The following is a 12748-nucleotide window of genomic DNA, read 5'->3' as shown; positions in this document are numbered from 1 at the left end:
TGGAAGTCTGCTGTCACTTGACACAGACATGAGGTTGCGACCCAAAGCAGAAATTCACTCAAGTTATGCCGAAGGCAGTTCGCTGATCCGTACAGCGCTGAACATAGCTCGATAGTCTCTGGGGGCTAGGCCTAGTTTGGCGCGAAAGTGATGCCTCAGGACCTGGACACTGCCGAATCCAACCCGTGCAGCAATGTCCTCGACCGGCATTGCACTGCCCTCGAGAAGGCGTTGGGCTTCTGTCACCCGCTCAGCGATCAGCCATTGGCCTGGGGGTACACCTGTCGCCCTGATGAAATGGCGCAGGAAAGACCTGGGACTCATCAGCACGCTCTGCGCCATCCGATCAACTGTCCAGTCGCCTTGAAGATCCGCACGCATCTGTTCCAGCACGTCAGAGAGCCGATTGAGCCGGTCCGGCTGCACGGGGCGTTCGATGAACTGAGCTTGCCCACCGCTGCGATGGGGAGGCATCACCAAGCGCCGGGCGACGCTGTTGGCGGCTTTCACGCCGAAGTCTCCTCGCACGATATGCAGCATCAAATCTATACCCGCGGCGCTTCCCGCCGAAGTCAGAATACGGTCTTCTTCGACATAGAGCACGCTGGCATCGACTTCGATTGCGGGGTGCCGCTGGCTCAGCGTCTCGGCATAGCGCCAGTGCGTTGCTGCCCTTCGCCCGTCCAACAGGCCCGTTGCGGCCAGCACGAAGGCTCCAGAGCATATTGAGGCCAACCGGGCGCCGCGCTCCCAGGCCAGGCGCAAGCGTCGCGCAAGCTTCTGTGGTACCGGTACATGTGGGCCTTTCCATCCGGGCATCACGATCAGATCCGCGCGCTCTAACAAATCGGCTTGACCATCAGCCATGACGTGCAGGCCGCCATGAGCCCGCAGTAAGCCAGGCTCAACTGCCGCACTGGCAAAGCGGTACCAGTCAGGGCCCATCTCCGGACGCGCCAGACCGAAAACCTCTGCCACGATGGAGAACTCGAAGGTGCATAGGCCATCGTAGACTGGGGCAACAACCAGCGGGCCGCTGGTGGCCTCGGTGATTGGCGTAATATTTTCGGTTGATGTCATATACGCCAATTGTGACTCGACTGGACTCTCGGCACGATAAGCATCACTGCCACAAACACAGTCTTCTTTGTTATGACCTTCTCCAGCACCCATGTAACCGCAATTCCCGCTGCGAAGCCGTCCATTGCCATCGCTCATTTCGCTGCTGAATTCAGTTTCGAGACCGATTGTTGGGATGTGCATGACGGGCTTCTAAAGGGCCCCGATTTCGTGCTCCTCGACGTACGCTCGCCAGCGCTGTTCGCACAGGGCCATGTGCCAGGGGCAATCAATTTGCCTCATGGGAAGATCGTCGAAAGCAAGTTGGCGGCTTGGCCAGAAGAGACCCTATTCGTCACCTACTGCGCAGGGCCCCATTGCAACGGCGCGGCACGCGGTGCCTTGCGTCTGGCAAGACTGGGGCGGCCCGTGAAAATAATGGTTGGCGGTATTACTGGTTGGCTCGATGAAGGGTTTGAATTGAATAGGACAATGCTCGAAGACCCGTCCGCCTAACGCGTTGACTTCCTGCTTCAGAAGACAGCCCTGGAGGAATGCGGGCCGACCGCTAGTGACTGTGGATTCAACGGGTTGCGTCCGTCGCTGTTCGAAACCCAATCGGTCATCTCTCCTCAATGAGGTCGACCATAGCTTTCACCTTCGCAGTTCCACTCAAAATTCCGCAAGTGGATTGGGCTGCGTGGAGTTCTCCAAACCGCCTTTTCAATTGGGCTGTGAGGCGGTTGTCGGGGCACCTACCGAGCTTCTCGGCGCTAGATTTGAAACGCAGATCGCTTTAGAGAAGCGAAAGAGAATTTTGATGGTGAAGATCGCAGTACAAGCCCTTAGAGCTCCGAGTTTTTGACACTCTCAAAAACCCTGATTTCTTACGTGATGGATGTCGCGCACCTGAGTTGATGTGTCACGCTCAATTCGCTGAAAAATCGAGAACACTTGATCGGAACATAGGTTTGTACCGCTGAACGCAATGGGTCGCGTGCAACAGTCCAGTGCGTGCTCAGTGGTTCACATGGAGGGTGAGCAAGCGGTTCTTCAGATATTCAGCGACAGGACTAAGCACACGCTCTCGCTTCTGTATCAGGCCTAAAGTCCGCCACAACTGAGGCTCAATGAGTGGCACACCGCAGACCTTAGGATTGCACTCAGGCAGAGCAAGCTGCGGGATGGCTGCCATTCCCAAACCTGCTTCGACAAGAGCCAGAGCCCCAGTTACGTGATTGCATTCGTACCAAGCTATTGGCTGCTCAGGCAGGCCTGCCATGACTTGGTCCAAAAGCAGTCGATTGCTGCTCTGGTGCGATACGGATACGAGGCGCACTCCGGCAAGCTCTGACCACGCTACCTCTGAGCGGCATGCCCAAGCATGACTTCGCAGCATTGCCAACACATATCGCTCGCGTGCCAAAGTCTCGAACTGAATTCCTGGTTCCTGGCTTCCCGTGAAACTGAGCCCGAAATCGGCTCGCCCCCTAACCACGGCATCCAGGACATGGCTCGCATTCTCGTCAATGACATGAACGTGCACATCCGGGTACTCATCGGCAAAGGTGCGCAATGCATTTGGCAAAAGATGGTTTGCCACTGAAGGGATGCAAGCCACCGTCACCAATCCTCGGCGAGTCAGCGACTGATCGCTGATGCGCTGCGCTGCTGTCTCGAGGCTCTCCAGCGCTGCGCGCGCCTCAGTCAGAAATTCCTGACCAATCGCGGTCAACTGAACATGCCTGGTGGTCCGCTCAAGCAGCTTGGCTCCAAGTGCTTCCTCCAGGCGCTCCACCCTGCGACTCAACGCCGGGGCAGACAAACAAAGACGTTCCGCAGCTACACGAAAGCTTGAATTCTCTGCCGTGGCAACAAACGCCTGTAGTTCGGCAATATCGAATTTAATGCGCTGCATGCAACAGTCTAGTCATATATTGCAATTCACGAAATAGTCCCGGATATTTACCATCGCCGCTTGCACAGAGTTGATAACGACTCGATCAGGAGACAACATGCAACGACGCCCTCTCATACTGGCTGCCGCATTGGCCGCCTGCCTGCCGCTCGCCGGTGCCTATGCCCAGGATTTCCCCCCAAAAAGACCGGTCACCATGGTTGTTGGCTTTGCCGCAGGCGGTTCGGCCGATATCGCCGCACGCATTATTGCCAAGAAACTCGGTGAAAACATTGGCCAGAGCGTGGTCGTGGATAACAAGCCTGGTGCCGGCGGCAATCTGGCGCATGCCCAGGTTGCCCATGGACCTACCGATGGCTCTGTCTTGCTGTTCGGCTCGATCGGCCCTTTGAGCATCTCGCCTCACTTCATGAAGGTGAGCTACGACCCGCTCAAGGATCTCGCACCAATCACTATGGGCGTGACCTTTCCCAACGTTCTGGTGGTGCCTGCAAGCAAAGGCATCAAAACCCTAGGCGAGTTTGTGGCTACAGCCAAGCGTGAACCGGGCAAACTGGACGTTGCCTCTACGGGCCCTGGATCAGCGGCCCACTTGGCCGGCGAACTGCTTAACGACATTGCAAAGATCGACACGGTTCACATTCCCTATAAGGGCGGAGCCCCCGCGTTACAGGATGTCCTGGGCGGACGCGTCAGCTCCTTCTATGCAGCACCACCCACAGCGCTGCCGCATATCGAGTCGGGCAAGCTCATCCCGTTGGCAACCACCGGACTGACACGGCCAGCCTACCTGCCCAATGTGCCCACCGTCGCAGAGACCTATCCAGGCTTTAACGCCACTAACTGGTATGCGTTCGTTGCGCCAGGTAAAACACCCAAGCCGCTACTGGACAGATGGAATGTCGAGCTCGTGAAGGTGTTGAACGCACCTGACGTGCGAGCAAACCTGCTTAAACACGGTCAAACCGCAGCTCCAACATCACGAGAAGAATTGGCCAAATTCATTTCGACAGAAAATGAGAAATGGAGCCGCATCATCCGTGATCGAAAAATAACGGCGGATTGACTGAAAGGTAAATCCACACGAATCGCCGAAGATCGACAGAAGTAAAGGATGTGCGCATGGTGTGCTCCCTGTAGGTTTATCCGGCATGGGCGAGCAGTGCCTATGGACATGGCAGGCCAAGCTTATACCGCTGATCCAGGCGCCTTCCACGGTGCCGTTGTGCAGCCAGTCACCGCACATCCCCAAACTGGCAGCCGCGTCTCACCAGGAGCCCATGTTCAGCGGGTTGGCCGTGTCGGCATAGCGCCAGCGGTGGGCCGTCACCTGCACGCTGGCCGGATCGGGGCCGCCCAGTTTCGCAAAGGCCTTTAACAGGACAGCTGTTACTGACGCCTCCTCAAATGTGTCCTCGAATCTTCGCGCCACTCAAAAGTCGAGAATCCCCCTCACGGAGGTCTCAACATGAAGAAGTCCAGATTCAGTGAAGCGCAAATCGTCGGCATCCTCAAGGAGGTTGAGCTAGGCGCCAAAGTCGGTGACACCTGTCGCAAACATGGCATCAGCGATGCCACGTACTACAAGAGGAAGAGCCAGTATTCAGGGATGTCTGTGCCGCATCTGGCCCAGATGCGGCAGTTGCAGGAAGAGAACGCCAAGCTCAAACGCATGTATACCGATTTGGCGCTCGTGCACCATGCTCTGAAGGATGTTGTCGAGCGAAAGCTCTGACCCCGGTGCGTCGGCAATCCATCGTGCATGCGCTTATGAGCGAGCACCGCCTAAGTCAGCGCAGAGCTTGCCAAGCGGCGGGCCTGGCTCGCTCAACGCTTCGATATGCACGTGTGGTCTGTGACGACTCCGGGGTAATCGACTTCATCCAAAGATACGTGGCATTGAATCCTCGCCACGGGTTTGGGCTGCTTTACGCCAGCGCCCGCTATCAAGAACAGCTCTGGGCAAGACTGTGCTTTGGCGTGTGTATTGCCAGCTCAAACTGAACCTGCCCAGGCGAGGCAAGAAACGTTTGCCGCAGCGCATCAAGCATCCCTTGGAGGCAGCCTCAACACCGAACCAGGGCTGGAGTTGTGACTTCATGTCCGATGCCCTGTGGTCAGGAAGACGGTTCAGAACCCTCAACGTCATTGACGACTTCAACCGGGAGTGCCTGCGTATCGAAATTGATGCCAGCTTGCCTGCAGCTCGGGTGGTACGAGCCTTGGAGGAGCTCACTGAGGTCCGTGGGGTGCCGCAGTGCATTCGCCTGGACAACGGGCTCGAGTTCATCGCCCAGGCCTTGAAGCAATGGGCGCAGGATAAAGGCATAGCGTTGAACCACATTCAGCCAGGCAAGCCGACGCAGAACGCTTACGTAGAACGTTTCAACAGAACCTATCGCACGGAGGTGCTCGACTGCTATGTCTTTGAATCTCTGCAGGAAGTGCGCTCGATGACCGAGGACTGGCTGCATTGCTACAACCACCATCGTCCACATGAATCGCTGGGCCGGATTCCGCCGGTCGCGTATCGTGTCAAACGTTTCCCCAACCTCTACTTTTAGGTAGTGCAGGAAAGCGAGGATGCTTCTCCTGTGACAAAAGAAAAAGCCCGCAAGCAGTTGCTGCGGGCGCGAATAAAAAGCCGGTGACCTATTTGGTCATGCCTGGGCAAGTTGAGGAAGTGAAAGGAGTCTGTGACCCCAGGCCCGGCAAAACAGGTACGTGACGCAAATTTTGCCCAAAGAGAGTGATGGAATCAAGATGTGCGTGGGCTCATAAACAGGCTCTGCCTTATCTGGCGTGAGCACTTTCGCTAAAGGCGCTGAAGCCACACCGCACTCCCAATTGTCGCCAGCCCAGGCGAATTCCTGAGTTGCCGTACCTGCTTAAGCGGTCACGCCGGATGGCCCTAAATTCAGGACAAAAAAAGCCACCTCGTGGGTGGCATAAGAGGCTCCACCTACGTCCTAATAGCTGGGCCCAACGCGAATGCTACTGGAATAATTTCACGAGGGGCAGGCTTTTGCTGCTCAATACATTTCGAAGTGCGTTGGCGCGTACATTTCCGCGCTGTGGTGGCTCCGGTAGAGTCCTGCCACATGCTCGCAGCTCATCGCACAAGCGCATCAAACAGGAAAAATCCGCCTAGAAGGCTGCATGCTGACGAAATCGAAGACGTTTGGTTCAGTGGTGTGTTGGCAAGTCTTCGACGTTGCATATTTCGACGCACAGACGAACTTTGTGGCCGATGTTCGAGCCACGTATGTCCCAAATAAAATGAAGTGCATCCTTTACACGTAGGAACTGTCCTGTCTGGGGCTCAGGGTGCCATCTAGCATTTCTAAATCCATTCCAACTCATCTTGTCTCCGACGGCGAAGGGGTGAAATGGTGTTGATGACTCAAGGTGGACGACCGGTTCGCTCTTAATTGAGTCCTGTGAAATTTCAAGGTGATAGGTAATGGGGCGTACTAGCATCTTTGCCTCAGCTTGGCTTGAAGTTCTCTGCCGCATAAGCTTGCTCTTCGTGCATTTGCATGCATCGAGTGCTTTCATTGATTTTTGCTTGAAGCACTCAGCGCCACTTCCGCAAATTACACGCGAAGCATTCATTCGTCATGTTTAGGAAAGTTGCTGGGCCATCTAGTGTTACCACTGTTGCCACGACGCGAAAGCCGCGCCGTGCTCTTGATAGATGGCTAGCCCAAGCCCATTCCTGAACTGCCGTGCCTGCGTGAGCGAACACGCCAGATGGTCTTCTCGGGGAGCGCTGCATGCTACTTCGTGCAGAAGGCCGGTAACCCTGCAAGCAGGTGCCAAGACTGGTTTGCTGGAATTGCTAAAGCACTGTGGGAGGCTCAACGTAGCTGCAGAGAGCGTGCTTCTTGATATCAAGCGTGGGAGAGCAGTTCGTTTCCCATAGAGCTTGCCCGCGGCAGGTCTTGATCAAGTTTTTCGCTTTGGCAACTTCGTCTTCGTTTTCGAGCCTGTCCTCTATAAAGTTCTTGAAGTCCTTATCCTGAAGCATTTCCACTAGGCTTGCGGTGTGCGTGTTGACTTCATAGACAAATGGTTTCTTGCCTGGATAGGATGCTAACTCACCTTGACGAAAGCCCACAAATCCGCAGACAGCATCGCCGTTCTTTCCCAACTTCACATCTTTGAACTCGGCATGCTCAGGGAAAGCAAGCAGCCGCCTGGCAGCTCGCCTGGCCTCAAGTTTGTGGCTCTCCTCATTCGTGCAGGAGACAAGGACGAAGCCTGAAATGGCGATCGATATGCTGATAGACAGCATTGATGGACGCATAGCTATTCCAGTATTGATTTGGCTAAGCCGGGACTTCGCAACGGTCACAGACACGATTGCTAGTTGGCGTTGGATGTTAGATGAATAGCTAGATCAAGCCGAATTCAAGCGGCTTTCACGGAGATTGCGGTGGCGCTCGGGAAGCGCTTCAGGGCATCTTCAAGTGCGGCGCATGTGCTTGGGAATAGGGCGGTGTAGCAGGCTCCTGCTACTTTGATGATGCATCGCTTCAATGAAATCTCCTTGAGTCTGTTGAGCTCTTATGAGGTTATCGGTTGATATGTATCAAACTGAAACATTAAAAGTGAAGCAGTTAAGATAGTCTTCGAAGGCTACGGGCAGCAGTACGGCCGTCTAGGTGAACGTATCGGCTTCAGCTACAGTCTTGATATCCACGATGTCGAGCTTGGCGTCCTTCGGCTCTTCATCTCCAGACTTCAGGTAAGCCGATGCGGCTGCATTTCTTTAACTAGCTCTTCTCATGTCTGCATGAACCCCACAGACACTAATCTGCTGAGCTTTGGCCAAGCAAAGTTGATGGCAGTGCAACTGCATCAACGACAGTGGTGCCGCTTGTACCCGTATCTACACCCAAGCAGCACGTACTAGACGTAATGTTAGCTAAGGGTGTCAGCAACGCCCACATACACGAAGTTATCGGTGGCCCCTGTTTCGTAAGAACACTGCTGAAAAACAGCGCCCGTAAGCGCCGTCAACTGGATGTGAGCCGTCAAGATACTCAGGAGTAGTCCCTCCATTCAGTGGGGCGCATCGCCAGTTTCTGAGAAGACCCTACAGTATGGGGACTTTACGAGTACATCGACCAGAAGTATTCCCGTCCCATCGACCGCAATCATCACTCTCATGGTGTTGCGGTCGATTTCAAGGGAGACCCCATATTTCAGTTAAGGCTCGTTTGGGGCCTCAAACAGGGGGCTTGCTTATTTGGGAAGCAATACCTTGTCGATAACGTGAATCACACCATTGGATTGATAGACGTTGGGAATGGTCACCGTGGCCGTGCCTCCTTTTTCATCCGTTAGCATGATTTTCTTATCGCTGGACTGGGCCGTCAGGGTGCCGCCACTGACTGTTTTGATCATGGCCTTGCCTTTGCCGTCCTTGATCATCTTGCTGAGTGCTGCGGCATCCCATTTACCAGGGACGACGTGGTATGTGAGGACCGTGGTCAGCACAGCTTTGTTTTCAGGCTTGAGCAGCGTATCGACGGTGCCAGCGGGAAGTGCATCAAATGCGGCATTGGTCGGCGCAAAGACGGTAAATGGACCGGGGCCCTTGAGCGTATCGACGAGGCCAGCAGCTTTGACCGCCGCGACCAGCGTAGTGTGATCCTTGGAATTGACTGCGTTGTCTATGATGTCCTTGGAGGGCAGCATGGGGGCTCCACCCACCATCACATCAGCCATTGCTGCGACGGATACAGCAGACATCGAGATAGCTAGGCTGAACGAGGCCAACTTACGTGCAGATTGAATCGAGAACATGGATGCTCCTTGATGTACAAGCCGAAAAATGCCGGCTGAAAGGAATACGCAACCACTTTCTGTCTGGATTCATTGAATTTCGCTATTTATGTTCTGCTGGCGATTCGTCGGGGGCACGGGTGTAAGGCAAGGCTGCCTGTGACGGCCGCTATGTTTGCTTTTGGAGATGTCGGCAAGTGGCTCATCAAGGCTTAACCGGTAGAAGTCTTAGATCTGGACGGCTCGGCCAATGAACTGAATGGGGCCAGTGGGTCGTCCAATCGGGGAGCCGCCATAGGGTTCCAGGGTCAGCTCAAACAATTGATTGGGCTGTAGGGGGGGGAGCTTGTCCACTGGAACCTCTATGGCCTCGCCTGGCTTTACGAGGCCAAGCGATACTGGAGCGCTCCAGCCATCAGCCTTGGTCCAGAACTGCAGGGATTTTTCTGCAGGAACACTATTGGTGCCTAACGGCACCAGACGCAGCCTGCCTTCTGTCTGGGCCTGCACGAGCCAGCCTGGAGATTGGTTCTGAGGCGCGGCCAACACCACGAAATAGCGCGGCGCTGTTGGAGGAGACGCTTCACGCACCACAAGAACAGCGGCCAGCACTGCTGTGGCGGCGAAACCTGCGCCCGTCAGGCTGCGCCATAGGGCGAGGCTGTCCCATTGCCACCAGCGTATTCGGGCTGGCACGACTCGAGGGCGGCTCGCTGGCGCGATGCTTGCGGCGATGCGCAGCCAGAGGCTGGCTCCTGGCTCCACAGGCTCGGCTAGCGTGGTCAGCGGCAACAGGCGCTGCTCCCATTCGTCCACTGCTGCGCGCAGGGCGGGCTCGTAGGGAAGGCGCGCTTCAATAGAGCGACGCTCGCTTTCATCAAGCGTGCCCAATACATACTCTCCGGCCTGTGTATGCAGGTCGTCTGGAGGTTGTGGTTGTTGGGTTTCGCTGCTCATTGCATGCATTCCCGCAGTGCGCGCAGTCCGCGCTGAATCCAGGCCTTGACTGTGCCCAGGGGGGCTTTGACTCGCTCGGCAATCTCGCTGTGGCTGCAGCCGTCCACATAGGCGTGCAAAAGGCAGGCGCGGCGCGCTGGCTCCAAGCTATCAAGACAATGCCCCAGACGGCCAAGTGAGGCCTGTCGTGCAAGCTCATCACCACTTTCCTGCCAGGCCGCAAAAGCCGCTTGTGCGTCCAGGTGTGCTGTAGCCGGTTCATCCAACATGGTTTCTCGCCCGCTATCACGCACCCGATTTAGTGCAGCATGTCTTACGATGCTGTAAATCCAGCCTCGGCCAGCACCACGGCTGGCGTCGAAGCTCGATGCACGCTCCCAGATGGACACAAAAGCGTCGTGAAGCACATCCTCTGCCGTAGCGCGGTCACGAACTATTCTGAGAGCAACACCCAGCAGATAGCGTGTTTCGCGCTCATAGATGCTGCGCAGGGCTTCGCGATCACCTCGCGCACAGGCCTGAAGCGCAGCGTCATGGTCGAAAGCGTCGTCTTGGAGGGCGGCAGCAGGCGGCACAAATAGAAGGTCAGAAGGAAATAGAGGTAAATCCTTCGATCATTCTAGTCATGCCGTTGCAAAACCTTACATCGTGGGTTTCCAGAAGATGTAATCGGCCTGGTACTTGACCATGGTCTTCTGGCCTTTGGTGGCGGTGGTGCAGGGTTTGTCTGCAGGAGCAACACCCCCTTGGAGTGCGACGCGCTGGATGTAGCTCACGTCTACCAGCGCGCCGGCCCCCATGGCGGGATTGGCCTTTACCAATTGATAGGGCAAGCTGCCTGGGCTGGAGGGTGCGACTGCGAGTTGCGTAGCTGTGAGCTTGGATCCGTCATTGGCTTCCCAGGTTGCGGGAGGTCCGTAGTAGCGGCCCACAGTCTTGCCTGAGCGATCTTTCAACACTGCATCGGGACCGACGAAGACCCATTCGGTTTGGCCAGGTACGTTGGCCTTGTCCCGGCACTCATAGGTGATGTCGCCACTGCCAACCGTTTCCCAGGCTACCTTGTGACCGGCAGGAACCTGGATGGGAGCAGGCAGTGAAGCCTGAGAGAAGTTGCTGGCTGGTGACTTCATCGAGCCGCATGCAGCGAGCAGGGCTGCAGCGGAAGTGACGGCAGCAAAGGCGGCGAGGCGGTATGCGAAGCGAGTGGTCGACATTGAGATTCTCCAATTAGATCGGTTGGAAGGATTCACTGAAGCAGCACATTGCTTGTGTTGCTGCAGGTACTACCCACGAGATCGATGTTTGGATGCACCCGATACAAATTTTTTTGGAAATGTTCCGTGACGCTATAACTCGTGGCCGCTTTAGTAGCCTTCAACCAAAGGCATTTCCGTCCCATCGACCGCAATCATCACGCCCGTGGTGTTGGGGTCGATCTCTATTGGGACGCCCCACATTTCATTGGGCTTGGCGAAGGCGTTGACGATGTTGAACTGCCGCAACTCTTCCGGCGCCATCTTGATTAGCTTGGGATAGGCGTTGTTGTGAGCCTTCCAGTGCCGGAGGAACGTGTGGCAAACGCGCTTGTGGACTGTGTGGATCGGAGATTCATCGGTCATGGCCGGATTGTCTCAGAGCAGCTTTGCCATGGTGTCCGACTGGAAGCTCCGAGAAGCTAATGGTGAAAAGAGGTCAGGGGAGCTGTTGAGTAGTTGATTTAAACGGTATAAATGGTATGTCTAGTTTCTAAAGTGTGCGTTATGCCAGTCCGTAAACAAAAATCGTCAAAATCCAAGACCGTCACCGCGGCCGAGGCCGCCAGCACAGCAGCGGTACCCACAGCTCCTAAAGTAGAAGCTCCGGCTCCAGCCCCCGCTGTGGTGACAGCACCTGAGGTTGTTGAGGCAAAATCCAAGAAACCGAAGCTGGTGCGCGATAGCTTCACCATCCCGAAGGATGAATACGAAGGGATCGATGCTCTGAAACTGCGAGCTGCCCTGCAGGGCCATTTGGCCAAGAAAAGTGAGCTGTTGCGGGCAGGTCTCAAGCTACTGTCCACTTTGGACGACAAGCAACTGCTTGCGGCTTTGGAGGCTGTGCCTTCGATCAAGACGGGACGCCCTGTCAAGACAGAAGAGGTGGCTCCTAACCCTCGCAAAGTGTCGGCGAAGTCCAAAAAAGCAGCTAAAGCGTCCTAAATTTTAGGTGTGAAATGTGGCGGGAATTCCTGCCACATTGCGAGCGATGTACCACCTACTATCGTTAGTGCAAGTGGTGTTGAATCCAGCCACAGAGTAGGGTTTGGAGCTTCGTCAGGGGCATGTCGTGCAATGGCGCGGCGAGAGCTAACTCTTCGAGTTGCAGCAGGGCATTTGCGCGATTGATGCGCTGTTGTTTTGACAAACGCTCCCCCCGGTCCAGCAGCCTGTTGATCTCGAGCTGGTCGTGCTTGCGTCAAGCATGAACGATCTCTTCTAGCCGCCACGCACACAGGTCGCTCTTTTGTCGGCCATGCTGAGCCATGTCTTGCACCGCGCGGCACAACTCCAGCAGCTCAATATGCTGCGCATCCAGTACAGGGTCGCGCACGCTCATACTGTACGACCATTGAGGGATGACTTTCATCGGCGAACTCCTTGCGCTCCCTGTACACAGTCACAGCACGAGGCCCACCAAATTCAATTTACGCGCTGCTTCAGCGGTTTATGTCATACCGGTGTGACGATCTCCAGAAGTTTTACCGATGCTTGCACTGAACAGTTGGCTTCAAGGCGACTGCTGCCGTTGGATTCCCGATTGGCGTCGTCAGCAGTGCTGCGCTTGTGGCTCAGAATGGTGCAGGGGAGCGCACCACACCTGCCGGGCCTAGCCCGAAATACACGAGGCCATCCTCACGGCTGGTCGCCAGTAGCCATCCCGGGTGGGCTTCGTCTCTCAGTCGCCTTCAGCGAGAGGCATTTCCGTCTCATCGACCGCAAGCATCACGCACCCCATCACTGATGGGGAATTCGTATTAGC

Annotated in this window: 12 protein-coding genes and 1 pseudogene; 4 read left to right on the top strand and 9 right to left on the bottom strand. The window is 55.7% G+C overall.

Annotated features, from left to right (window positions below):
* Positions 1–63: 63 nt before the first annotated feature.
* Positions 64–1080: a transcriptional regulator FtrA gene (ftrA, locus tag Cth01_RS07660; protein WP_045838877.1), complete on the bottom strand. Its 1017-nt coding sequence runs from the start codon at positions 1078–1080 to the stop codon at positions 64–66.
* 72 nt (positions 1081–1152) lie between these two features.
* Between ftrA and Cth01_RS07655 the strand changes: the two genes are divergently transcribed.
* Positions 1153–1575: a rhodanese-like domain-containing protein gene (locus tag Cth01_RS07655; RefSeq protein ID WP_045838876.1), complete on the top strand. Its 423-nt coding sequence runs from the start codon at positions 1153–1155 to the stop codon at positions 1573–1575.
* A 502-nt stretch (positions 1576–2077) separates the two neighbouring features.
* Here the strand turns inward: Cth01_RS07655 and Cth01_RS07650 are convergent.
* Positions 2078–2977: a LysR family transcriptional regulator gene (locus Cth01_RS07650; RefSeq protein WP_045838875.1), complete on the bottom strand. Its 900-nt coding sequence runs from the start codon at positions 2975–2977 to the stop codon at positions 2078–2080.
* Between the two features lie 97 nt (positions 2978–3074).
* On the opposite strand from Cth01_RS07650, the gene Cth01_RS07645 reads away from it, so the two are divergent.
* Positions 3075–4043, top strand: coding sequence for a Bug family tripartite tricarboxylate transporter substrate binding protein (locus Cth01_RS07645; RefSeq protein WP_045838874.1), 969 nt, complete (start codon positions 3075–3077; stop codon positions 4041–4043).
* 402 nt (positions 4044–4445) lie between these two features.
* Positions 4446–5541, top strand: a pseudogene (locus Cth01_RS07640) (IS3 family transposase).
* 1277 nt (positions 5542–6818) lie between these two features.
* Here Cth01_RS07640 and Cth01_RS07635 read toward each other — a convergent pair.
* From Cth01_RS07635 to Cth01_RS07610, 6 genes are all read right to left on the bottom strand, one after another.
* On the bottom strand, positions 6819–7340 hold the full coding sequence (locus Cth01_RS07635; RefSeq protein ID WP_139032062.1) for a hypothetical protein: 522 nt from the start codon (positions 7338–7340) through the stop codon (positions 6819–6821).
* A gap of 887 nt (positions 7341–8227) precedes the next feature.
* Positions 8228–8791, bottom strand: coding sequence for a fasciclin domain-containing protein (locus Cth01_RS07630; RefSeq protein WP_045838872.1), 564 nt, complete (start codon positions 8789–8791; stop codon positions 8228–8230).
* Positions 8792–8998: 207 nt separating this feature from the next.
* Positions 8999–9727 (bottom strand): anti-sigma factor, encoded by a 729-nt coding sequence (locus Cth01_RS07625; RefSeq protein ID WP_045838871.1) that lies wholly within the window; start codon positions 9725–9727, stop codon positions 8999–9001.
* Positions 9724–10302: a sigma-70 family RNA polymerase sigma factor gene (locus Cth01_RS07620; RefSeq protein ID WP_012838008.1), complete on the bottom strand. Its 579-nt coding sequence runs from the start codon at positions 10300–10302 to the stop codon at positions 9724–9726. The genes Cth01_RS07625 and Cth01_RS07620 overlap by 4 nt, the downstream gene beginning before the upstream one ends.
* Before the next feature lie 66 nt (positions 10303–10368).
* Positions 10369–10944: a DUF3455 domain-containing protein gene (locus tag Cth01_RS07615; RefSeq protein ID WP_012838009.1), complete on the bottom strand. Its 576-nt coding sequence runs from the start codon at positions 10942–10944 to the stop codon at positions 10369–10371.
* Between the two features lie 150 nt (positions 10945–11094).
* Positions 11095–11349 carry a hypothetical protein gene (locus tag Cth01_RS07610; RefSeq protein ID WP_034408231.1) on the bottom strand — a complete coding sequence of 85 codons (255 nt, stop codon included), beginning with the start codon at positions 11347–11349 and terminating at the stop codon, positions 11095–11097.
* Between the two features lie 141 nt (positions 11350–11490).
* Here Cth01_RS07610 and Cth01_RS24255 point away from each other — a divergent pair, with 141 nt between their 5' ends.
* A complete protein-coding gene (locus Cth01_RS24255) occupies positions 11491–11928 on the top strand; it encodes a hypothetical protein (protein WP_034408237.1) in 438 nt (145 codons plus the stop codon).
* A 256-nt stretch (positions 11929–12184) separates the two neighbouring features.
* Here Cth01_RS24255 and Cth01_RS07600 read toward each other — a convergent pair whose 3' ends face one another.
* The gene (locus Cth01_RS07600) at positions 12185–12355 is read right to left on the bottom strand and encodes a hypothetical protein (RefSeq protein WP_156160271.1); all 171 of its coding nucleotides are present in this window, start codon (positions 12353–12355) and stop codon (positions 12185–12187) included.
* Between the last annotated feature and the right edge of the window lie 393 nt (positions 12356–12748).

It is taken from the genome of Comamonas thiooxydans (genome assembly GCF_000964545.1).
Taxonomy (GTDB): Bacteria; Pseudomonadota; Gammaproteobacteria; order Burkholderiales; family Burkholderiaceae_C; genus Comamonas; species Comamonas thiooxydans.
Note: the sequence above shows the minus strand (reverse complement) of the source record. Positions and strands in the feature narration are given on the sequence as shown.